Annotated in this window: 17 protein-coding genes; 4 read left to right on the top strand and 13 right to left on the bottom strand. The window is 58.3% G+C overall.

The features are described 5' to 3' along the window. Positions 1–14 precede the first annotated feature (14 nt). The gene (locus tag QV747_RS03340; RefSeq protein WP_273429071.1) at positions 15–683 is read left to right on the top strand and encodes a hypothetical protein; all 669 of its coding nucleotides are present in this window, start codon (positions 15–17) and stop codon (positions 681–683) included. 69 nt (positions 684–752) lie between these two features. On the opposite strand, the gene QV747_RS03345 is transcribed toward QV747_RS03340, so the two are convergent. The 6 genes from QV747_RS03345 to QV747_RS03370 all read right to left on the bottom strand — a co-directional run bounded on the left by QV747_RS03345 (position 753) and on the right by QV747_RS03370 (position 8,904). Continuing rightward, on the bottom strand, positions 753–1,445 hold the full coding sequence (locus QV747_RS03345; protein ID WP_273429072.1) for a response regulator: 693 nt from the start codon (positions 1,443–1,445) through the stop codon (positions 753–755). A gap of 9 nt (positions 1,446–1,454) precedes the next feature. Next, positions 1,455–4,223, bottom strand: a complete 2,769-nt coding sequence (locus tag QV747_RS03350) for a sensor histidine kinase KdpD (protein WP_273429074.1) — start codon at positions 4,221–4,223, stop codon at positions 1,455–1,457. Beyond that, on the bottom strand, positions 4,220–4,807 hold the full coding sequence (gene kdpC / locus QV747_RS03355) for a potassium-transporting ATPase subunit KdpC (protein WP_273429076.1): 588 nt from the start codon (positions 4,805–4,807) through the stop codon (positions 4,220–4,222). The genes QV747_RS03350 and kdpC overlap by 4 nt, the downstream gene beginning before the upstream one ends. 50 nt (positions 4,808–4,857) lie before the next feature. Further along, positions 4,858–6,921, bottom strand: a complete 2,064-nt coding sequence (kdpB, locus tag QV747_RS03360) for a potassium-transporting ATPase subunit KdpB (RefSeq protein WP_273429078.1) — start codon at positions 6,919–6,921, stop codon at positions 4,858–4,860. Positions 6,922–7,023: 102 nt separating this feature from the next. Further along, on the bottom strand, positions 7,024–8,814 hold the full coding sequence (gene kdpA / locus QV747_RS03365) for a potassium-transporting ATPase subunit KdpA (protein ID WP_273429080.1): 1,791 nt from the start codon (positions 8,812–8,814) through the stop codon (positions 7,024–7,026). Then, on the bottom strand, positions 8,815–8,904 hold the full coding sequence (locus QV747_RS03370) for a potassium-transporting ATPase subunit F (protein ID WP_156128955.1): 90 nt from the start codon (positions 8,902–8,904) through the stop codon (positions 8,815–8,817). 343 nt (positions 8,905–9,247) lie between these two features. Between QV747_RS03370 and QV747_RS03375 the strand changes: the two genes are divergently transcribed. Then, a complete protein-coding gene (locus tag QV747_RS03375) occupies positions 9,248–10,066 on the top strand; it encodes a type 1 glutamine amidotransferase (RefSeq protein WP_273429083.1) in 819 nt (272 codons plus the stop codon). 211 nt (positions 10,067–10,277) lie between these two features. Continuing rightward, positions 10,278–12,485: a catalase/peroxidase HPI gene (katG, locus tag QV747_RS03380; protein ID WP_273429084.1), complete on the top strand. Its 2,208-nt coding sequence runs from the start codon at positions 10,278–10,280 to the stop codon at positions 12,483–12,485. A gap of 250 nt (positions 12,486–12,735) precedes the next feature. Here the strand turns inward: katG and QV747_RS03385 are convergent, their stop codons facing one another. The 7 genes from QV747_RS03385 to QV747_RS03415 all read right to left on the bottom strand — a co-directional run bounded on the left by QV747_RS03385 (position 12,736) and on the right by QV747_RS03415 (position 20,211). Further along, positions 12,736–13,377: a peroxiredoxin gene (locus QV747_RS03385; protein WP_273429085.1), complete on the bottom strand. Its 642-nt coding sequence runs from the start codon at positions 13,375–13,377 to the stop codon at positions 12,736–12,738. Between the two features lie 95 nt (positions 13,378–13,472). Further along, on the bottom strand, positions 13,473–14,333 hold the full coding sequence (locus QV747_RS03390) for a TauD/TfdA family dioxygenase (protein ID WP_273429086.1): 861 nt from the start codon (positions 14,331–14,333) through the stop codon (positions 13,473–13,475). Between the two features lie 50 nt (positions 14,334–14,383). Next, positions 14,384–15,334 (bottom strand): TauD/TfdA family dioxygenase, encoded by a 951-nt coding sequence (locus tag QV747_RS03395; RefSeq protein ID WP_273429088.1) that lies wholly within the window; start codon positions 15,332–15,334, stop codon positions 14,384–14,386. Between the two features lie 176 nt (positions 15,335–15,510). Next, positions 15,511–17,325 (bottom strand): ABC transporter ATP-binding protein, encoded by a 1,815-nt coding sequence (locus tag QV747_RS03400; protein WP_273429089.1) that lies wholly within the window; start codon positions 17,323–17,325, stop codon positions 15,511–15,513. Positions 17,326–17,387: 62 nt separating this feature from the next. Further along, on the bottom strand, positions 17,388–18,734 hold the full coding sequence (locus tag QV747_RS03405; RefSeq protein WP_273429092.1) for an LLM class flavin-dependent oxidoreductase: 1,347 nt from the start codon (positions 18,732–18,734) through the stop codon (positions 17,388–17,390). Further along, the gene (locus QV747_RS03410; protein WP_273429094.1) at positions 18,731–19,183 is read right to left on the bottom strand and encodes an OsmC family protein; all 453 of its coding nucleotides are present in this window, start codon (positions 19,181–19,183) and stop codon (positions 18,731–18,733) included. The genes QV747_RS03405 and QV747_RS03410 overlap by 4 nt, the downstream gene beginning before the upstream one ends. A 53-nt stretch (positions 19,184–19,236) precedes the next feature. Then, positions 19,237–20,211 (bottom strand): TauD/TfdA family dioxygenase, encoded by a 975-nt coding sequence (locus QV747_RS03415; protein WP_273429096.1) that lies wholly within the window; start codon positions 20,209–20,211, stop codon positions 19,237–19,239. Between the two features lie 392 nt (positions 20,212–20,603). On the opposite strand from QV747_RS03415, the gene QV747_RS03420 reads away from it, so the two are divergent. Then, positions 20,604–21,995 (top strand): hypothetical protein, encoded by a 1,392-nt coding sequence (locus tag QV747_RS03420; RefSeq protein ID WP_273429098.1) that lies wholly within the window; start codon positions 20,604–20,606, stop codon positions 21,993–21,995. Positions 21,996–22,004: the final 9 nt, after the last annotated feature.

Below are 22,004 nucleotides of genomic sequence, written 5' to 3' on the forward strand. Positions count from 1 at the left end.
GCGGGGGTCAGCCGATGTGGAAATTGCAGCCCTACCGTACCCCGCTCCTGCTCGGGCTAACCGCACTCAGCTTATTCCTGAGCGCGTGTGGTGGCAGTAGCAGCACCCCGAGTGCCACTGCTAGCCCAACCCCGCAACTCACCGTACCCAATCTGCCAGCCGGTCAATACCGGGTGAGCGTGGGTGAGGATGAACAGCTGCAAATGGGGTTGTATTTCAGCCTCAACGATGGCAGCCGCGCACTACTGTTGCAAGATACCGCAGCTAATACCACGGCGCTGTACCAGCAACAGGCGGGTCAATGGCAACGTATTCCGGCCGCCAGCGGTACGGCTGCGCTGCAGTTCAGCCTGCAACAAGGGGCAAGCCTACCCGCCAGCGATCTGGCTGCCGGGCGTTATATCGCTCAATACAAGGGGCAAAATCTGGCGTGGCAGCTAAATGCACAAGGTGAGATTAGTGCGGCCAGCGGCAGCAGCTGCGCCCTCAGCGGCAAAGTGGCAGCCCCCGCGGCCAATGGTTTGCGCGCCTTGCAGCTCAAACTGGCGCAATGTGCAGGTTTGCCAGCAGAGCTTACGGGTTGGGTTGTGAGCGATCCGGAAGATCAGCCAGCGCAGCAGCGCTGGGTGTTGCACGATGGCCGAACGCTGTACGAATGGCTAGCGATCAGCGACGATCGTTAAGCTAAGTTAGGTATTGCTCTGCAGACCAATAAAATAAATGGCTCCAGAGCAATACCCAAGCATCACCACTCAAGCCAGCAAGCGATAGCCGACACCGGTTTCGGTAAGCAGATAAGTTGGCAGGGCCGGATCATGCTCCAGCTTTTGCCGTAAATGCCCCATATACACGCGCAGATACTGGCTGGATTCGCTGTGATTGGGCCCCCACACCTCACGCAGTAATTCGCGGTGGGTTAGCACTTTGCCGGCATGGCGAATCAAGGTACTGAGCAGCCGGTATTCAATCGGGGTGAGGTGGATAGCCTGCCCGGCTTTGCTCACTTGTCGCTGCACCAGATCCACGCTGACCTCGCCAAACTGAAAAATCTGCGCCGCTTTGGCGCTTTGCCCGGCATGGCGGCGTAGCAAAACCCGAATGCGGGCCAGACATTCATCCACGCCAAACGGCTTGGTCAGATAATCATCGGCGCCGGCATCCAGCGCGGCGACTTTTTCGCCCTCTTGCGCCCGCGCCGATAGCACCAGCAAAGGGATCGACGACCATTCACGCACGCGGCGAATCACTTCCAGCCCATCCAGGTCGGGCAGACCCAAATCCAGAATCACCAGATCCGGCTGCCGGCTGGCGATGGTGATCAGCGCGCGCTGGCCGGTTTCGGCCACATGCACCTGCCAGCCCGCCAGCTCCAGCGTGGTTTGCAAAAAGCGCCGGATCGGCGGATCGTCTTCCACCAGCACAATGCTGGCACTTAATTCGGTCATGCCTGATTCTCAAGGTTGTAGCGGGAGCGGCGGCTCAAGGGTCAGCGCCGGTGGCGGCCGCCGCGGCAGACGAAATTCAAATTCGGCGCCCTGCGGGCTGACATTGCGCGCGCTGATCTGCCCATGGTGGGCCTCAATAATCGCCCGACAAATCGCCAGCCCCAGCCCCACGCCGGGCGTGGCCGATTCGGCATGGCCACGGGTAAATTTATCAAACAAGCGCTCGGCCGCGCCAGGCGGCAAGCCGGGGCCATTATCGCGCAAACGCACGCACAAAGTGTCCGCATCGGTGTGGGCACTGAGCACTAGCGTGCTGCCGGCCGGCGTGTATTTGGCGGCATTTTCCAGCCAATTGACCAGTACCCGCTCGATCAGCACCACATCGTACTCCACCAGCGGCAAATCCGGCTGCAGCTGAATCTGTAGTTGATGCCCAGCCAGTTGGCTGGCGCAGGCACGCACGGCGCTGCCGATTACCTCTTCGAGCACATGCCATTCCAGCTGCAGCACCACGCCCGATTGCAGCCGCGCCATTTCAAGCAGATTAAGCACCAGCTGATTCATGCGCTGTACTTCGTCGGCCAGCGTGGCCAAGGTCTGGCGCTGTTGCTCGGCGCTGAGCCGCAAGGCGGGCTCGGCAGCGGCAGAGTGAATGCCGCCCCCTGCTGGCGCGCCTGCTCCCGCCTGCAACCCTTCTCCAGCCTGCAATAGGCTCACCAAACCCGCTAAGCGCGTAAGCGGCGTACGCAAATCATGCGACACGGCCGCCAGCACGCTATTGCGCAAGCGCTCGCCCTCCATCGCCACAATCGCATCCTGCGCTACTTCCACATAATGCACACGCTCGAGCGACACCGCGATCTGGCTGGCGCAGGTTTCCAGCAAGCGCTGCTGCTCGGGGCTGGCTAATAATTCGGCCTCACCCGGCTGCAGGGCCAACACGCCACGCAGGCGCATCGGCGCTTTGAGCGGCAGATACAGCGCTTTGGCCGCCGGCAAGGTGCGGGTACTCCAGCCGGCGGGCTCGCCCTGGCGAAACACCCAATCGGCCAAGCCCGGATCAAACTCGCCCAGCTCGCCCGCCGCTTGCAGCTCATCGCTGGCATTGGGCAGCAGCAAGAGGCTTTGCCCGCCGAATAATTCGGCCAATTTACGCTGGCCAATTTCCACCACGCCGGCACTGGTCAGCGCCGAAGCCAGCTCACGCCCCAGCTCATACAGCGCCCGTGTGCGGCGCTCGCGATAAGTGGCCACTTGCGCTTCAAAGCGCAGCCGCGCCGCCAGCTGGCTAATTACCAGGGCCACCACCAGCATCAATACAAAAGTAAACAGATACTGGGTATCGCTAACCGTGAACGAGAGCTTGGGCGCCACAAAAAAGAAATCAAAGGTCAAAACACTCAAGATCGACGCAGCCATCCCCGGCCCGCGCCCCCAGCGGATGGCCACCAGCACCACCGCCAGCAAAAAAACGATGACGACATTGGCCGGATCAAACACATGCAATAAGGGCAAGCTCAGCAATGTCGTCAGGCAACACGCGCCCAGCGCGCCAGCGTAGCCAGTCCAGCGTGAACGGGTGGGCACTGGAGCATAAAACGGCTGCGGCGCTTGCGGACGCTCGCCCGGCCGCAGTGGGTCTTCGGCCACCACATACACATCGATATCCGGCGTGGCCTCGGCCAAGCGCTCCGAGAGCGAGCGCCGCCACAGCGTGCGCCAATGGCGCGCATGCGGCCGCCCCAGCACCAGCTTGGACACATTGCGGCTACGCGCATACGCCAGCAGCGTGGTCACCAAGCTGGAGCCGGCCAAGACCGAGGTTTCGGCGCCTAATTCCTGCGCCAAGCGCAAGCTAGACAATACGCGCTCGCGCTGGCCTTTGCTGTGCTGCAAGAGCGCCGGGGTTTCGACATACACGGCCAGCCAATCGGCATGCAGGCTGGCAGCGAGCCGGGCGGCGCTGCGCACCAGTTTTTCCCCCGCCGCGCCCGGGCCCACGCAGACCAAGAGCCGTTCACGCGCCTGCCACACTGGCTGAATCGCCTGATCGGCGCGATAAGCACGCATTTGCGCATCCACCCGATCCGCGGTGCGGCGCAAGGCCAGCTCGCGCAGCGCTAGCAGATTGCCTTTGCGGAAGAAATGCTGCGCGGCACGCTCGGCCTGCGCGCCCAAGTACACCTTGCCGGCCGCCAGCCGATCCAGTAGCTCTTCGGGCGGTAAATCCACCAGCGTGACTTCGTTGGCGGCGTCAAACACCTTATCGGGTACTGTTTCGCGCACCACAATGCCGGTAATTTGCCCCACGATGTCATTGAGGCTTTCCAGATGCTGCACATTGAGCGTGGTGTAGACATCAATCCCCGCCGCCAGCAGCTCTTCCACATCTTGCCAGCGCTTGGCATGGCGGCTACCAGGCAGATTGGCGTGGGCGAATTCATCAATCAGCATCAGCTGTGGCGCGGCCTGCAAAGCCGCATCCAGATCAAACTCGCTCAGCTGCCGACCCTGATACTCGACCACTCGCCGCGGCAGCAGTGGCAAATCCAGAAGCTGGGCTTCGGTTTCCTGCCGGCCATGGGTTTCTACCACACCAATCAGCACCGACACGCCGGCCTGCTGGCGGGCGCGGGCGGCATTGAGCATGGCAAAGGTTTTGCCCACGCCAGCGCAGGCCCCAAAGAAAATCTTCAGCCGGCCGCGGGCCGCGTGGGCTTCTTCACGCTGCAGTTGCGCCAGCAAGGCATCAGGATCAGGGCGGGCCGAGCTACTCATTGCGCTAATTCATCCAAAGCTAAATTAAGGGCCAGCACATTCACCACCGGCTCGCCCAGAATGCCCCATTGTGCGCTGCGGGTATGCTGTTTGACCAGCCGCGCTACCGTCTCCACCGGCACCTGCCGCGCGGCCGCCACCCGCTCCAGCTGATAGGCCGCCGCCGCCGGGCTAATGTGTGGATCCAGGCCAGAGGCCGAAGTGGTCACCAAATCCAGCGGCACCGGCGCGCTTTGCCCCGGGTGCGCGGCCCGCAGCGCAGCCACGCGCTCGCTCACCTGCTGCTGCAAGGTCGGATTCGTCGGGCCCAGATTCGAGCCGCCCGAAGCCAGCCCGTTGTAGGCCAAGGTGGCCGTGGCCGAAGGGCGCGACCAGAAATACCGTGGACCGCTAAAAGCTTGCCCGATCAGCGCCGAGCCCGCCACTTGGCCATCGCGCTGCAGCAAGCTGCCATTGGCCTGCCATGGCCAAATGGCTTGCGCCAGACCGGTGGTCAGCGCCGGATACACCACGCCGGTAATGATCGTGAGGCCCAGCAACAGCACCAGCGCAGGGCGAAATTGTTGCGACAATGATTGCGACATCTTTGAACTCCTTACGGGATAGATACCCTACCCCGGTATAACGCTATAAATCAAACCAAACCAAGCACGGTGAGCAATACATCAATCAGCTTGATCCCAACAAACGGCACCAGCAAACCGCCCAGACCATAAATCAGCAGATTGCTGCGCAAGAGCTGCGCCGCGCTTTGCGCCTGATAACGCACGCCACGCAGCGCCAGCGGAATCAGCACCACGATAATCAGCGCATTGAAAATCACCGCCGACAAAATCGCCGAGGCTGGGCTGGTGAGCCCCATGACATTGAGCGCATTCAATTGCGGATAGGTGCTGGCAAAGGCGGCCGGAATAATCGCGAAATACTTGGCCACGTCGTTCGAGACCGAGAAAGTCGTCAGCGCGCCGCGCGTCATCAGCATCTGCTTGCCGATCTCCACAATCTCGATCAGCTTGGTCGGGTTGGAATCCAGATCCACCATATTGCCGGCCTCTTTGGCCGCCTGGGTGCCGGTATTCATCGCCACGGCCACATCAGCCTGCGCCAAGGCGGGCGCATCATTGGTGCCATCGCCGGTCATCGCCACCAGTTTGCCTTCGGCCTGCGTCTGGCGAATCAGCGCCAGCTTGGCCTCCGGCGTGGCTTCGGCCAGAAAATCATCCACGCCGGCTTCAGCGGCAATGGCCGCAGCGGTAAGCGGGTTATCCCCGGTGATCATCACCGTTTTGATCCCCATGGCCCGCAGCTCGGCAAAGCGCTCTTTAATGCCGCCTTTGACGATGTCTTTGAGCTCAATCACGCCCAGCACGCGCTGGTTTTCTGCCACCAAGAGCGGCGTAGCGCCACGGCGCGCCACTTCGTCGGCCTGTTTGGCCACGCTGGCCGGAAAATCCTGCCCGGCGGCCAGCACATACTGACGAATCGCATCCACCGCACCCTTGCGGATTTCCCGCCCATCCACATCCACGCCACTCATGCGCGTTTGTGCGGTGAACGGGATAAAGCTGACCTGATGTTGCTCCAGCTGCCGCTCGCGCAGATTAAAGCGCTGTTTGGCCAAGACCACGATGCTGCGCCCTTCTGGCGTCTCATCGGCTAGCGAAGCAAATTGCGCCGCATCGGCCAGCGCTTCTTCGCTTACCCCAGCCGCAGGGATAAACTGCACCGCTTGCCGATTACCCAGCGTGATGGTGCCGGTTTTATCCAGCAGCAACACATCCACATCGCCCGCCGCTTCCACCGCCCGGCCCGAGGTGGCAATCACATTGGCGCCCAGCATCCGGCTCATCCCGGCCACACCAATCGCCGAGAGCAAGCCACCAATCGTGGTCGGAATCAGGCACACCAACAGCGCCACCAGTACGGTCAGCGACACCGGTTGCCCACTACCCGCCGCCGCCACGCTAAATTGCGAAAATGGCAGCAGCGTGATGGTCACCACCAGAAACACAATCGTCAGCGCCACCAGCAAGATAGTGAGGGCGATTTCATTTGGGGTTTTCTGGCGTTTCGCGCCTTCCACCATGGCGATCATCCGATCAAGGAAGGCCTCGCCGGGGTTGGCCGTGACGCGCGCCACCACCCAATCGGAGAGCACCCGCGTACCGCCGGTAATCGCCGAAAAATCCCCCCCCGCTTCGCGGATCACCGGGGCCGATTCACCGGTAATGGCCGATTCATCGACCGAGGCCACCCCGACCAGCACTTCGCCATCGGCCGGTACCACGTCCCCAGCCAAAATCAGCAAGAGATCGCCTTTGCGCAGGCTGGCGCTATCGGTGATTTCGGGGTTGGCGGCGGGATCAGGGGTTTTCAGTTTGCGTGCCAGCACGTTTTTCTTGGTGCTGCGCAGACTGGCGGCCTGCGCTTTACTGCGCCCTTCGGCCAGTGCTTCGGCAAAATTGGCAAACAGCACGGTAAACCACAGCCACAGGCTAATGGCGGCAATCAGCCCGGCCGGCGCATCGCCCTGGCCCACGCAGGCTTGCACCCACAGCGCGCTGGTGAACCACGCGCCCACATACACCACCAGCATCACCGGATTGCGCCACTGTACTTGTGGCGCGAGTTTGGTCACAGCAGCCCACAGCGCAGGCTTGACCAGCGCGGGGTCCAGCAGTGATTGACTTTGTGACATCGTCAAATCCTTTTTCTGATTCTTTCTTGGGGTATCGCTATCAAGATCAATATTGATCAGATTTCGATAGCCATACCCACCTAGGTATTCTTCACAAGCAGCTTAGTGCGCCACCTGCCACAGCTGCAGATGCTCCACAATCGGCCCCAGCGCCAAAGCCGGGATGTAATTGAGCAAGCCCACCAGCAACACTGCCCCCACCAACAACCCGACAAACAGCGGGCCATGCGTGGGCAGCGTGCCGGCATTTACTGGCAGTCGCGGCTTGGCGGCCAGCGCGCCGGCCATGGCCAGCACCGGCACAATCACCGCAAAGCGCCCCAGCCACATCGCCGCCCCGAGCAGGAAGTTATAAAACGGGGTATTGGCCGAGAGGCCGGCAAAGGCCGAGCCATTGTTATTGGCCGCGCTCGAGAGCGCATACAGCACTTCGCTAAAGCCATGCGCGCCGGGGTTGAAAATACCGGCCCGGCCACTGGCCAGCGACACCGCCAGCGCGGTGCCCAAGAGCACCAATAGCGGCGTGACCAGAATCACTAGCGCGGTCATTTTCATCTCGAAGCTTTCGATTTTTTTGCCCAGGTATTCCGGCGTGCGGCCCACCATCAGCCCGGCGATAAACACCGCCAGCAAGGCAAACACCAGCATGCCGTATAAACCCGCGCCCACCCCGCCAAACACCACCTCGCCCAGCTGCATCAAGAGCGTGGGGATCATGCCGCCCAGCGGCGTGAAGGAGGCGTGCATGGCATTCACCGCGCCGCAAGACGCTGCAGTCGTGATGGTGGCAAACAGGCTACTGGCCACAATGCCAAAGCGCGCTTCCTTGCCTTCCAGATTCACCAGCTGATCAAGGCCCAGCGTGGCCCAGCGCGGATTACCGGCCTGCTCCGCCGCCACCAGCACGCCGTAGGCCAGCACAAACAGCACGGTCATCGCGGCCAAGATCGTCCAGCCCTGCCGGCGATCGCCCACCTGCTGGCCAAAACTGAGCACCAGCGCCGCCGGAATCAGGAAAATCGCCAGCATTTGCAGGAAATTACTCAGCGGCGTTGGGTTTTCGTAGGGGTGGGCCGAGTTGGCATTGAAAAAACCACCGCCATTGGTGCCCAGCATTTTGATCGCTTCTTGCGAGGCCACCGGGCCCATGGGCAAGGTTTGGGTCTGGGTTGACACGCTTTCAAGCACCGCGTGGCCTTGCGCATCTTTCATGGCTTGGCCAGCGGCATCAAGCTTAGGCTGGCTATAGCTTTGCGCCTCGAGCAGGCGGGCACTTTGGTAAGGCTTGAAGTTCTGGATTACGCCCTGGCTCACCAGCGCCAGCGCCAACAGCAGCGACAGCGGCAGCAAGATGTACAAAGTACTGCGGGTCAGATCGGCCCAGAAATTGCCGATCGTGCGCACCGATTTGCGCGCAAAACCCCGAATCAGCGCCACCGCCACCGCCAGCCCCGTGGCGGCCGACACGAAATTCTGCACCGCCAGCCCCAGCATCTGGGTGAGATAGCTCATGGTGCTTTCGCCGCCATAGCCCTGCCAGTTGGTATTGGTAACAAAGGAAATTGCGGTATTGAGGGCCGAATCGCTACTCACCGCGCCGAAGGCCTGTGGGTTAAGCGGCAGCACGCCCTGCGCACGCTGCAAGGCGTACAGCGCCAGAAAACCCAATACATTAAATAGCAACAGCCCCAGCGCATAGGCCAGCCAGTGCTGCTCTTGTTTGGGTTCGACCCCAGCCAGCCGATACAGCCCGTGCTCCAGCCATTGCACCGGCCGCAACACGCGGGGGATATCGCCGGCCATAACCCTCGTCAGCCAGCGGCTGAGCGGCATCGCCAGTAAAATCAAGACGCCCAGATACAGCGCCAGCTGAAAAAAAGCATTGGCGGTCATTTAAAAACGCTCCGGGTTAAATAGCACATACAACAACAGCCCCAGCAAGGCCAGCGCGAGGCCTGCGGCCACCCACAACATGCTTAACATGCGGTACCTCCCGTGCGTCGGCACAACTGCAGCAGCCCGTAAATCGCCAGATTCAAGGCAAAGGCCAGCAACAGACAATCAAGATCAGACATCAGAATCACCTTGCAAAACGCAGCACCCCCACGGCACTGCGGACGCTGTCACTGTAAGAATCGGCGGGTAAAATCGGTGCAAAAAGGCAGTGGCGCGATATAAAAAAAGTATAAAAATCGCCCGCCACGCCCCGTATTGCGACGGCGGATGGCGATTTTTATGCGCTCTTAATGGGGCAAGGCAGTTTTTTTGCACCGCTTTTGCAGGGCGCGGCCTAGGCTGGCGACGTGTTCAACCACGGAGCAAACCGATGCGACCCATCGCCATCTGCCAACACGAGCGCAACCAAGGCCCAGGTTTTTTACAGCAATACCTCGACCGGTATGCGCTGCCATACCGCATATTTGCTATCGATGAGGGCGATACCCCGCCTAGCAAAGCGGCCGAATTTAGCGGCATTGTGCTCTTGGGCAGCAATGCCAGTGCCAATGACGGCTACAGCTGGCTACGCCGCGAAGATCAATTACTGCAAGATGCGCTGGCGCGGCAGTGCCCGATTCTGGGGCATTGTTTTGGCGGCCAGATGCTGGCCCGGGCGCTGGGCGCCAGTGTGCGGCGCAATAGCGTGCCGCAGATCGGCTGGGGCAAGGTATTGCTCACCCGCTTTAGCGAGGCGCACCATTGGTTGGGGCCCCAACGGGAAATCGAGATCTTCCACTGGCATTTCGAGACTTTTGCCATTCCGCGTGGCGCCAAACGCGTGCTATTTGGCACGCATTGCATGAATAAAGGCTTTGCCTACGGCCCGCATCTGGCCTTGCAATCGCATCTGGAAGTCACCGCCGAGAGTATCGCTGCCTGGTGCGAAGAAGGTGCCGAGCAAATTCGCGCCTATCAGCATCTGCCCTCGGTGCAAAGCTGGGCCGAAATGCAGTTTAAGCTCGATGAAAAAGTCGCCCGCCTGCATCGGGTGGCTGAGCATTGCTATCGCAGCTGGCTCACGCGGGTGGCCGGCTGCCCGCCCGAATCACAATTAAGCCACGCCCCACTAACGGCCCGCCCCCGCGGTGGCGAGAGCTTTGGCAGTTGGCTCGCGCGCGAAGCAGCACCACTACGCGCCACGCAATAGAAAAATACCGGCGACACCACGGGCACTTTTGCCGCGGTGCGTAGTCCAGCGAAATGGATTGCGCCCATCAAGACGGCAGGCTGCTGCAAGCCAGTGGTCACCCCGCCTTGCGAGAATAGCTATCGATTCCATTATGAAATGCAATTAGATCAATCGATTGCCGAGGACTACAGTAAAGCCATCCTGAATTTCACCCACAAGGAGTGTCACCATGTCTTCTGTTAGCAAATGCCCGTTTGCCGCTGCCGCCGCGCCACAAGCCAAAGTCGCAGCCCCGACCAATGCCAGCTGGTGGCCTGAACAACTGCGCCTGAGCATCCTGCATCAGCACGGCGCCGAATCAGACCCGATGGGCGCCGATTTTGACTACGCGGCCGAATTTAAAACCCTAGATCTGGATGCCGTCGTAGCCGATCTGAAAGCGCTGATGACCGATTCACAAGATTGGTGGCCTGCCGATTGGGGCCACTATGGCGGGCTGATGATCCGCATGGCCTGGCACTCGGCCGGCACTTATCGCATTCATGATGGTCGCGGTGGCGCCGGCACCGGCAACCAGCGCTTTGCGCCACTCAATAGCTGGCCGGATAACGGCAATCTGGATAAAGCTCGCCGCCTGCTGTGGCCAATCAAACAAAAATACGGGCGCAAACTGTCGTGGGCCGATCTGATGATCTTGGCCGGTAATGTGGCGCTGGAATCGATGGGCTTTAAAACTTTTGGCTTTGCTGGTGGCCGCGCCGATATCTGGGCGCCCGAAGAAGATATTTATTGGGGGATGGAGAAATCCTGGCTTGCCACCAGCGATCTGCCCAATAGCCGCTACTCGGGCGAACGCCAACTCGAAAACCCACTCGCCGCAGTCCAGATGGGCCTGATTTATGTGAACCCTGAAGGCCCGGATGGCAAGCCCGACCCTGTGGCCTCGGGCCGCGATGTGCGCGAAACCTTTGGCCGCATGGCGATGAATGATGAAGAAACCGTGGCGCTGGTGGCCGGTGGCCACACCTTTGGTAAAGCCCACGGCGCGGGCGACCCGAAACTAGTCGGACCAGAGCCCGAAGCCGCACCGCTGGAAGCCCAAGGCTTGGGCTGGATTAATCAACTGGGCAGCGGCAAAGGCATTCATACCACCACCAGCGGTATTGAAGGCGCGTGGAAACCAAACCCAACCACCTGGGATAACGGCTACTTTGACATGCTGTTTGGCTACGAGTGGGAGCTAACCAAGAGCCCCGCCGGCGCGCATCAATGGACGCCGAAAAACTGTAAACCGGAACATTTGATTCCCGATGCGCATGATCCAAGCATCAAGCATCCGCCGATGATGACCACGGCTGATTTATCGCTACGCTTTGATCCGGCTTACGAAAAAATTTCGCGCCGTTTCCACCAAGACCCAGCCGCCTTTGCCGATGCCTTTGCCCGCGCGTGGTTTAAACTCACCCACCGCGATCTGGGCCCGCGCAGCCGCTACCTGGGTAAATTGGTGCCGCAGGAAGAGCTAATCTGGCAAGACCCCGTGCCGGCCGTAAGCCACCCACTGGTCAACGCCGCGGATATTGCCGCGCTGAAAGCCCAAGTTCTAGCCAGTAACCTGAGCATTAGCCAGCTGGTGAACACCGCCTGGGCCGCCGCCGCCACATTCCGCGGCAGCGATAAGCGCGGTGGCGCCAATGGTGCGCGAATTCGCCTCGCCCCGCAAAAAGACTGGGCCGTGAATAACCCACCAGAGCTGGCGCAAGTGTTGGCGCTGCTAGAAGACATCCGCAACCGCTTTAACGCCGCGCAAAGCAGCGGCAAAGAGATCTCGCTGGCCGATTTAATCGTACTGGCGGGCTCCGCTGCCGTAGAAGCCGCCGCAGCAAAAGCCGGCGTAACCATCAGCGTACCTTTCACCCCGGGCCGGACCGACGCCGGCGCCGAGCAGACCGATGTAGAGTCTTTCGCTGTGCTAGAGCCACGCGCCGATGGTTTCCGCAATTTCACCCAGCTAGGGCTAGAAAACGTCGCCGCCGAATTGCTGATCGATAAAGCGCAATTGCTCACGCTCAGCGCGCCGGAAATGACGGTATTGGTGGGCGGCCTGCGAGTGCTGAATGCCAACACTGGTGGCAGCCAGCATGGTGTATTCACCACGCGCCCCGGCGTATTGAGCACGGATTTCTTTGTGAACCTGCTCGATATGCGCACCCAATGGCAGCCAAGCGCTACCGCGGGTGTACTGGAAGGCAAAGATCGCCGCACCGGCGCACTGAAATGGACGGGCACCGTGGTTGATCTGGTGTTTGGCTCGAATTCGCAGCTACGGGCCCTCGCCGAAGTCTATGCCGCCGCCGACGCGCAGGAAAAATTCGTGCACGATTTCGCCGCCGCTTGGGTCAAAGTAATGGAACTGGATCGCTTTGATTTGCGATAAGCGTTTGAGCAGTAGTTAGATAGAAAACTACCCCGGCCCAGCGCCGGGGTTTGTTTTTGTGTGCTGCGCCGAGGCCTTTAGGTGATGGCCCGCAATCATCTAACTAGACCCAAAGTGAGACAAAGCATGCAAGCGATGTGGCTGTTTGATGACTACGATTTGGTTAAGCATCTGGTCGGATTAGCTGACCTCCAGGGCAACGCCCCAATATCGACCAGTAGTATCAACTATAAACGCGCTAACAGCTCAACTATTGACGATTTGGCTGCGGAGTCAGGCGCAGATAGGGGCGGATGGCGCGATAGCCTTGCGGGAAACGGCGGGCTATTTCTTCTGGATCTTGCAAGGACGGCACGATCACCACCTCATCACCCTCTTGCCAGTCGGCTGGTGTAGCCACCTTGTGGCTATCCGTCAGCTGCAAGGAATCAATTACCCGCAAGATTTCAGTGAAATTGCGCCCGGTGCTCGCCGGATAGGTCAGCGTGAGGCGAATTTTCTTTTCAGGGTCGATGATAAACACACTTCTGACGGTGGCATTGGCCAATGAATTGGGATGAATCATGTCGTACAGCTCAGCCACTTTGCGGTCAGCATCGGCCAGAATCGGAAAATTCACCGTGGTGGATTGCGTGTCGTTAATGTCTTGAATCCACTGCTGGTGTGATTCCAGCGGATCGACACTCACCGCCAGTGGTTTTACATTGCGCCGGGCAAATTCGCCCGCCAGTTTGGCCGTTTTGCCAAGCTCGGTGGTGCAGACCGGGGTGAAGTCGGCCGGGTGTGAAAACAGCACGACCCAGTGGGGGCCAGCCCATTCGTGGAAGCGAATTTCACCAATGGTTGATTGCTGCGTAAAGTCGGGGGCGATGTCGCCAAGTCTGAGGGTCATGTTGGGTCTCCGGTGGTGGACGCAATGAGCTTATCAAAGGCCAAAACAAACAATAAATAATATTAAGTGCATTATTTATATTTAATTGATCTAAACTAATGAGCGGGTTTGAAGCTCAGCAAAGCCTCAAGACCACTGGTTTTCGGCTTGAGCGCTTGGGGTTGATACTGCCCGCAAGGCAGCCAGCGCAGATGACGAATCGCCCCGCCGTAGTCCGCCTCGGTGCGGTGCATGGTCGCGCGATTATCGCAAATCACTAAGTCATCATCCCGCCACTGCCAGCGCACTTGATACTCGGGCAATAAGACACTGGCCTGCAGCTCATTAAGCAGACTGGCGGCAGTGGTGCTCTCCAGCCCATGCAGGCACGTGAGGAATTCACCCAGCAATAAATGATAAGCCCCCGTTTCGGGGTGCTGGTGCACCAGCGGGTGCAGCGCGCTATGTATGCGGCGAGCTTGGGCAAACTCGCGGCGGTGAATCCCGGCCAATTGCTGCACCAGATACTGCCATTTGAGTGGCAAGCTTAAATACCCCCCTGCCGTATTAACCCAAACACCATCGCCACCAAGATCTGGAACAGATACCCCCTGCACAATCGATACGGCAGGCAGAGTTGCAGCAAAAGGTACATCAGGATGCCAATCCGGAGATTGATGCAGGCCCTGCCGGCTGTCTAACTCGTAGCCAACACCCTCGCGGCTGTTCTGACTGAATAAGGGGTGGCGATAAGGAGCGCCAGCCAGGCCCAACCCGAGCTGCAGCAAACTAATGGGGCTAAGTGCTTGGGCGCGAAAAAACAAAACTTGATGACGCAACAAAGCCCCACGCAGCCAGGTCATTTGGTACTGATCGAGCCGACTTAGGTCTAGGCCGCTGATCTGGGCGCCGATCTGCGGACTTAGAAGTTGCAATTGCACACCCGCGGGCGGTTCAAGCGGATAGGTCTGGTACATAAAAATTACCCCACACTCTGCAGTGTGGGGCCCTGTTACCCCGCGCGCGATTACGCCGCAGTTTGGTTAGCGGCAGACTCGTCATTCACCGCCTGGCCTTTGCTGACCTTCGAGCGGGTATGGCTGCGGCGGCCATCGACGGCAAATGGCGCTTCACCATCGACCGTCACCCGGCGCACCACGCGATGGGCATCGCCATAATCATCAATCGCGTAATGCTGCGTAGCGCGATTATCCCAAATGGCCACGTCACCTTCCTGCCAGCGCCAGCGTACGGTATTTTCCAGTCGGGTTACATGGTTTTGCAGCACTTCAAAAATCCGGCGGCCTTCGCCGGCAGGGATACCGACAAAATTCTTAAAGAAATGCCCCAGGAGCAAATGCTTTTCGCCGGTTTCGGGATGAACATGCACCACGGGATGTTCGGTTTCATACACGGTAGAAGTGAACACTTCTTGATATTGCTTGAGCGCCTCGGCGGTGGCTTTGGGTTTGTAGGCGGCATAGTCGTATTCATTGGTATGCACTGCCCATAGGTTTTCGGCCAACTGCTGCAGCTCAGGGCTTAAATCCTGATAGGCCGTATGCGTATTTGCCCAAACGGTATCGCCGCCCGCGGCCGGAATGGTTACCCCACGCAGGATCGACGCTTTCGGGTAGGCATCTACAAAAGTAACATCGGTATGCCAAGAATTGGCCCGGCCGCCACGCTTGGAATCAAGCTCCAAAATTAGTTTGGTGCCAGTCTTGGTATGTGCCGTTGGGTGCTGTACCCCAGCCTGACCAAATAGGCTCACCAGGCCTTCTTGCTGCTCATCATCCAGATGCTGTTGGCCACGGAAGAAAATCACCTTGTATTTCAGCCAGGCGGCACGAATAAAGTTTTGTACTTCTGCCGGCAGGTCTGCGCTGAGTTGAATACCTCGGATTTCTGCGCCGATGCGGCCTGCAATCGGATGCACGCTGAGGCCCTGAGGAGGATTAGCCAGAATATCGCTCATGTTTGATCTCCAGATTGAATAAGGCTGCAAAATTGCAGTCACTCATTCTGTAGCAAACAGCGTGCCAATATTTCCATCAGAAATATCAATGGATTTATTAGAACAAATAAAGCTTTAGCGCCGCCACCCTGTTGCTTTCCCAACAGTCACGCAACAGGATGTGGTAATTGCAGGCATTAATCGTGCGCCAAGGCCAGCTCACCAATTGGGGCTTGCTCGGGCAAAAGGCCGCCGGACTGATGCGCCCAGAGCTGAGCATAGACCCCGCCTTGGGCCAGCAACTCAGCATGGGCGCCATCTTCAACAATCTCACCCTGCGCAAAGACCAAGATGCGATCAAGATGGGCAATGGTTGAGAGCCGATGCGCTACCACCAGCACCGTTTTATTCGCCATCAGATTATCCAGGCTGTGTTGAATCCACCGCTCGGTTTGTGAATCTAGCGCCGAGGTCGCTTCATCCAAAATCAGCACGGGTGCGTTTTGCAGCATGGCGCGGGCAATCGCAATGCGCTGGCGCTGCCCCCCCGAAAGAGATACACCCCGCTCGCCCACCATCGTGTCATAGCCCTGTGGCAAGCGAGCAATAAACTCATGCGCATGCGCCTGACGGGCGGCCTCGATAACTTCCGCGTCGCTCGCCTCCGGGCGCGCATAGCGGATGTTTTCCTTCAAAGAGCGGTGAAATAAACTAGGCTCTTGCGGAATCATGCTGATTTGCTGGTGCAGCGTGGCCAATTGCATCTGGGTAATGGGTACGCCATCCAGCAAAATATCGCCCCGCTGTACGTCATACCAGCGCAACAGCAAGCTAATCAAGGTGGATTTACCTGAGCCAGAATAGCCAACTACCCCCACCCGCTGCCCCGGCGCAATCGTCAGGTTCAGCCCTTGGAATACCGGCCGACCAGGCTGGTAGGCAAATTCCACTTGGCGAAATTCAATTTGCCCATCGCGGATCGGATGCGGGCGCGCATCGTGCTGATCAGTAATTTCATGCGGCCGCACGATGGTATGCACCCCATGCTCGATATTGCCTAAATACTCAAATACCTCGAGAAAGCGTCGCGATAGATTGCGTGCCTCACCGATAATCAGCAAAGACATACTGGTACTCATCACAAATACCGCCACCCCAATCTGCCCTTGCGCCCACAGATACAGGGCAAATGCCAGCATGCCGATTTTTAGCAACATCGCCGAGCCAAATTGATACCAGCGTACCCGTTCGGTGTACCAATTGCTGCGGTTTGCGTGAATGAGTTCTTCATCCAGATGCCGTTGTAAATAATCGCGCTCAAAAGCTTCCTGCGCAAACAGGCGCACATTGGCCAGATTACTCACCGAATCAACAATCTTACCCGCCGTAAAACTACGGGCTGCCGCAAAACGCTGAGCCAGTGGCTGGGCTGTGCGGGCCAGCACATAGCTCATTGTCACATACAGAATAATCCAGCTCAGTAGTACGCCCGCCAGCACTGGCGAAGCGCCCCAGAGTAAAAAACTCGCCACACAGAAAGTCACCAAAATGGGCCAGAATTCGGTGTGCACGGCCCAGATGGTCTGATTCACACTCATGGCAGTTTCAGTCACCCGATGCGCCAGCGCGCCGGAAAATTGCTGGGCAAAATAGCGATGGGAATGATATTGCAGCCAAGCAAATAGGCGCGCGGTGATCCGATGGCGCTGGCGTGGGCCAACATGCATTTGCACCGCCCCTGCCGCCCGGCTCAGCACCAGCTCGGCCACATTCAAAGCGGCAAAGACCAGCACCAGCTGCACTAAGCCGTGCCAATCAGGGCCAGCGGCCTGCGCGCCGGTCACTTGTGCGACCGTTTTACCCAGAATATAAGGCAGCAACATCGTGCAGGTGGCCGCCCCAGCTTCTAGCACCAGCATTAAGGCATACCAGGCCAGAAAAGGTTTAATCATGGCCAAGACAAAGGCCCGCGGCCGGTTGGGCAATGGGCTTGGGAAAATATCAGTCAGCATGGGAAAGGTTATCCAGAAATAACAATAGCCACGGCTTGCCGTGGCTATTGGGTAGGTGCTAATTACACCGCGATAGTTTGCGTGGCTGTTGCCGCGGCCGGATGCGCTGGGCGCGCCAGACCGAGGTTTTCTCGCAAAGTTTGGCCACTATATTGCGTGCGGAACAGCCCTCTAGCCTGCAATACCGGGATCACCAATTCGACAAAATCATCTAGCCCAGTAGGTAGAACCGGCGGCATGATGTTAAAGCCATCCGCCGCGCCGGCCTCAAACCACTCAGCCAACTGATCGGCAATCGATTCAGGTGTACCCACAATCGTACGATGACCGCGCGCACCGGCAATCCGCTGATACAGCTGCCGAATCGTTAAGCCTTCACGCTGCGCAATCGAATACATCAGTGCCTGCCGGCTCTTCATGCCATTGGTTTCCGGTAGATCAGGCAGCGGCCCATCAATCTCGTAGGCACTCAAATCAGCGCCAATCAAGGCGGACAAAAGCCCTACCCCCACCGTGGGGTGAATGAGATCTTGCAAGGCTTGGTATTTGGCCTGCGCTTCTTCCTCGGTACGTCCCACCACTGGGAAAACGCCCGGCATGATCAAAATCTCTTCCGGCTTGCGGCCATAGCGCGCGGCTCTGGTCTTGATATCGCGGTAGAAGGCCTGTGCATCTGCCAGCTCTTGCCATGCGGTAAAGATCACCTCGGCTGATTCCGCCGCTAACTCGCGCCCATCTTCTGATGCACCGGCTTGCACCAATACAGGCTGCCCCTGCACTGGCCGGGCAACATTCAATGGCCCCCGCACCTGGAAAAACTCACCCACGTGATTGGGAACATGGCGTTTATTGCCCTGCAGATAGACACCGCTGGCTTTATCCCGCACAAAGGTATCGTCTTCCCAGCTATTCCAGAGCTTTTTGACCACCTGCACATACTCGCGTGCACGCTGATAGCGCAAGGCATGCGGCAATTGCTCGCGCAGATTAAAATTGCGCGCCTCTTCTTCCGTGGCCGAAGTCACCAAGTTCCAGCCTGCCCGCCCACCCGACAAATGATCCAGTGAGGCAAACTTGCGAGCCAGATGATAAGGCTCGTTGTAGGTTGTCGAAACGGTGGCGATCAGGCCAATATGCTCGGTGACGGCCGATAAGGCAGATAGTAAGGTAAGCGGCTCGAAATGATCTGAATAGGCCGAACGCTCGCCCGCCTCACCCTCACCGCGAGCCGCAAGCCCATCGGCCAGAAACACTGCATCAAACAAGCCGCGCTCGGCAGTTTGCGCTAGGCGTTTATAGTGTTGAAAATCTTGGCCAGCATTAGCTGGCGTTGCCGGGTGGCGCCATGCCGCCACATGATGGCCATAGGCCGGGATAAACGCACCTAAGCGTAATTGGCGTTGACTCATGCGGCCAGCTCCTCTGGGTGAGCCACGATTGGCGCAGCGTGGTGTTCAAACGCTAACTCGATCTCGGGCGGATGCTGCAGGGTGTGATGAATTTTGCACTGCCGGGCTGCTTTTTCCAGTCGCACCCGATCATGCGCCGCCAGCGGGCCATGCAATGTCACCCTCACCACAATCGCTCCAATCCGACTGGGAGCCGAACTTTCATAGCCGGTCACATCGACGGTGACATCCTGCAACTGGCTAATGCCATGGGTTTGTGCAAAATGTCGAATCGTACCGGCAGTGCACGCCCCCAATGCCCCCAAAATCAGCTCACCCGCTCGAAAGGCGTCGGGCGCATTCTCGCCATTACTCGCTCTGCCAACGGCCACATGGGCGGCGCGTGTTTCGATATGCAGATACGCAGCGCTATCTTGGCGCACACGCACTTGAATCACATCATTACTCATACTGTTACTCCTCGTTGGGGTAGCCTGCTTAGCCAGCTCCCCCGGCGCTAGGATTAGAATGGACGGCTACCCGCCAGGCTGACCCGCTTTAATACGCGGCGCTCAGTCTCGGGAAACGCCGTCCGTGAGTGCAATGTCGCCTGGTTATCCCAGTACATGATGTCACCCAAAGCCCAGCGATGCTCATAGCGGTATTTATCTTGCTGAATATGGGCCCGTAAGCGCGCAATCAGCGCCTCGGCTTCAGCCTGATCGATGCCTAGGATTTCTGACTCGGTATGGGTCGACAAAAACAGTACTTTCTTGCCACTGTCGGGATGAGTGCGCACCAGCGGATGCGGGAAACCCGGGCCAAGGATTGGCCGGGCTGGGCTGCGATATTTCGGATATTCCGCCTCAAGCCCTTCCGCTTTACGCTGGGCATTAAGCACATGGCGCAAGAATGGGTTGTAGGTAATGTGCTGCAAGCCTTCCAACTGAGCTTTGGTAGCTTCGTCCAGATCCAGATAGGCTTGATGAATGTTGTACCACGAGGTATCACCCCCGACTGCTGGCAGCTCAACGGCATACAGCAATGACCCTGCCGATGGGATCGGGGTCCATTGATGGTCGGCATGCGGGGTTAACTCGCCATTACCGGTATAACCGCCATCGACATTCGCCACGCGTACTACATCCGGCGCTTTACCAGCGGTGTTGGAGGCCAGTACTGGCACATCTTCTGGGGGCACAAAGACCGAGCCAAAATACGTGGCAAAGCGCAGCAAGGCCGAGTCATCGAGCTCTTGGCGCTTAAAGATCAGAATAAAGTGCTCATGCAGCGCCTTTTTCAAGCGCAAGATGGTGCTTGGATGTTGCGGCTGGTTGGCATCGATCCCCGTCACCGTTGCGCCCAAGGCGCCGTCAACCGGCGTGATTACGATATCGGCCGGGTTTTGCCATTGCACGGTCGCGGTAACCGGCCCCTGTGGTAGTAGCGCACGAGAAACATCATTGGTCAGGTTTTTTACATCAGCCAGATTGGTCATACGGAATTCTCCTTGGTGAGTGACTAGTCGCATTCAGCAGAATCCATGCCAGAGCGCTCAAGTCTTTTATTCCTAAGGTTTCCGTTGTTATTCACCGCGTAACTGCTGTGTTTTGCGCTGCGCAACGCAGCAAACTGCTGCGATATCACCACCCATCCAAAACCGGCACCAACCCGCCTTATTTCACCCCATCTGACTGCACTGTTGATTTTTCAACAGATTGCTGACGGCGCGCAGCGGCCGCTGTTGCGTTCTGTTCAATTATAACTGTTTTTTCTATAAGAACACGTTGGCACACCTTTTGCTCATATTAAATCGCCAGCGCATCGTGCAGGGAGTGCGATGCCCCGAAATTGGCTGACCTCATTCGGAAATGAAACGGAGAACAAAAGATGATCAAAAGACTGCCCCCCATCGCGGCCAGCCTACTGCTGCTAAGCACCGTGGCCCATGCGGCCGATGCCGATGCCCTACAAAAGCAGATCAATGAATTGAAAAAAAGCCTCGAAGCCCTGCAGGCCCAGGTGAAAGAGCAAGCTGCGGCCAAAGCCAGTGGCGAAGCCGCCGCCGAATACGCCACCAAGGATGAGCTGCAAGGTCTGACGGCCGACTTGGAAAACTACAAATACCAAGTTCAGCGTGATCAAGACACCAAAACCGCCAAATCTACGCGTGCGCTGGTCGTGGGCGGCACCGTACAAGCTCGGGCCGGCTATAACAGCCTGGCTACTAATAATGCGGTGACCGACAACCGCAAAACCAGCTTTGATATCCCTACCGCGGTGCTGACCTTTACCGGTAATGCGTATAAAGATTACGACGAAGGTCGCAATCTGACTTATGCACTGCGCTTTGGTTACTCACCCCAAAGTACCGCCACCCAGCTGCTGGATACCAGTAATTTCAACTTGCTGGATGCCAACCTGACCTATCAAATCTTGCCGACCATCTCGCCTGATACTGGCCGTCTGGCCGTTACCTTTGGCCAGCAGCTGGTGCCATTCGGCCTAGAGGCGGCCGCCACCGAAGATTTGAAACCGGTGATCAATAACGCGCAGTTTGTCGGGCGTTTGGGCTTTGGCCAGCGACAGATCGGGATTGGCTTAAGCGGCGACCTGTGGCCCGAGGTGGATTACGGCTACAACTACCGCGCCCCGGTATTCCAATACATCGTGGGTCTAGTTAACGGTAATGGCCCAAATAAATCCGACAACAACGACCACAAAGACTTTATTGGTCGGGTGGCCTTCACCGCGCCAGCAGAATACAACTCATGGCTGCGCCAGCTGACCATCGGCGCCTCGGTGTACCTGGGCAAACAGAATCTGGCCATTGGTGCAGACCGTGTAGGCCAAGGTGCGAAAGATCGCTATGGCATTGATGTTAGCTACAACCATCACCCATTTGGCTTCACTTATGAGTTTGTGAAAGGGACTGATGGCACGGTCAGCGGCACCAAAGCCAAACCTGTCTTTGGCGAGCTGAAGAGCCAGGCCCACACCGCCACCTTCTTCTACAACTTTGGCGAGCAATTCGTTAAAGGCTATCGCGCACAGGGTCGCTACGACGACTGGTGGCCCGTGTCATACCAGCCCTTTGTCCGCTACGACAGCTTTGACCCCAATACCAGCAAGCAGAACGACAAGGTCAATATCACCACAGCAGGTCTGAATATTTTCTTCGCCGAAACGACCAAGTTCCAGCTCAACTACAACCGCCGCGACGATCAGGCCACCAAGGTGAAATCGAACGAGTGGCTCGCTCAATTCCAATACGGCTTCTAAGCCTTGCAC

Origin of the sequence: uncultured Chitinibacter sp. (assembly GCF_945957625.1) — a bacterium.
In the GTDB taxonomy this organism is placed as follows: Bacteria; Pseudomonadota; Gammaproteobacteria; order Burkholderiales; family Chitinibacteraceae; genus Chitinibacter; species Chitinibacter tainanensis.

Bases quoted from the DNA above. Each gene is read 5' to 3' on its own strand.
- QV747_RS03340 (WP_273429071.1), top strand. From the start codon at position 15: ATGTGGAAATTGCAGCCCTACCGTACCCCGCTCCTGCTCGGGCTAACC.
- QV747_RS03345 (WP_273429072.1), bottom strand. From the start codon at position 1,445: ATGACCGAATTAAGTGCCAGCATTGTGCTGGTGGAAGACGATCCGCCG.
- QV747_RS03350 (WP_273429074.1), bottom strand. From the start codon at position 4,223: ATGAGTAGCTCGGCCCGCCCTGATCCTGATGCCTTGCTGGCGCAACTG.
- kdpC (WP_273429076.1), bottom strand. From the start codon at position 4,807: ATGTCGCAATCATTGTCGCAACAATTTCGCCCTGCGCTGGTGCTGTTG.
- kdpB (WP_273429078.1), bottom strand. From the start codon at position 6,921: ATGTCACAAAGTCAATCACTGCTGGACCCCGCGCTGGTCAAGCCTGCG.
- kdpA (WP_273429080.1), bottom strand. From the start codon at position 8,814: ATGACCGCCAATGCTTTTTTTCAGCTGGCGCTGTATCTGGGCGTCTTG.
- QV747_RS03370 (WP_156128955.1), bottom strand. From the start codon at position 8,904: ATGTTAAGCATGTTGTGGGTGGCCGCAGGCCTCGCGCTGGCCTTGCTG.
- QV747_RS03375 (WP_273429083.1), top strand. From the start codon at position 9,248: ATGCGACCCATCGCCATCTGCCAACACGAGCGCAACCAAGGCCCAGGT.
- katG (WP_273429084.1), top strand. From the start codon at position 10,278: ATGTCTTCTGTTAGCAAATGCCCGTTTGCCGCTGCCGCCGCGCCACAA.
- QV747_RS03385 (WP_273429085.1), bottom strand. From the start codon at position 13,377: ATGACCCTCAGACTTGGCGACATCGCCCCCGACTTTACGCAGCAATCA.
- QV747_RS03390 (WP_273429086.1), bottom strand. From the start codon at position 14,333: ATGTACCAGACCTATCCGCTTGAACCGCCCGCGGGTGTGCAATTGCAA.
- QV747_RS03395 (WP_273429088.1), bottom strand. From the start codon at position 15,334: ATGAGCGATATTCTGGCTAATCCTCCTCAGGGCCTCAGCGTGCATCCG.
- QV747_RS03400 (WP_273429089.1), bottom strand. From the start codon at position 17,325: ATGCTGACTGATATTTTCCCAAGCCCATTGCCCAACCGGCCGCGGGCC.
- QV747_RS03405 (WP_273429092.1), bottom strand. From the start codon at position 18,734: ATGAGTCAACGCCAATTACGCTTAGGTGCGTTTATCCCGGCCTATGGC.
- QV747_RS03410 (WP_273429094.1), bottom strand. From the start codon at position 19,183: ATGAGTAATGATGTGATTCAAGTGCGTGTGCGCCAAGATAGCGCTGCG.
- QV747_RS03415 (WP_273429096.1), bottom strand. From the start codon at position 20,211: ATGACCAATCTGGCTGATGTAAAAAACCTGACCAATGATGTTTCTCGT.
- QV747_RS03420 (WP_273429098.1), top strand. From the start codon at position 20,604: ATGATCAAAAGACTGCCCCCCATCGCGGCCAGCCTACTGCTGCTAAGC.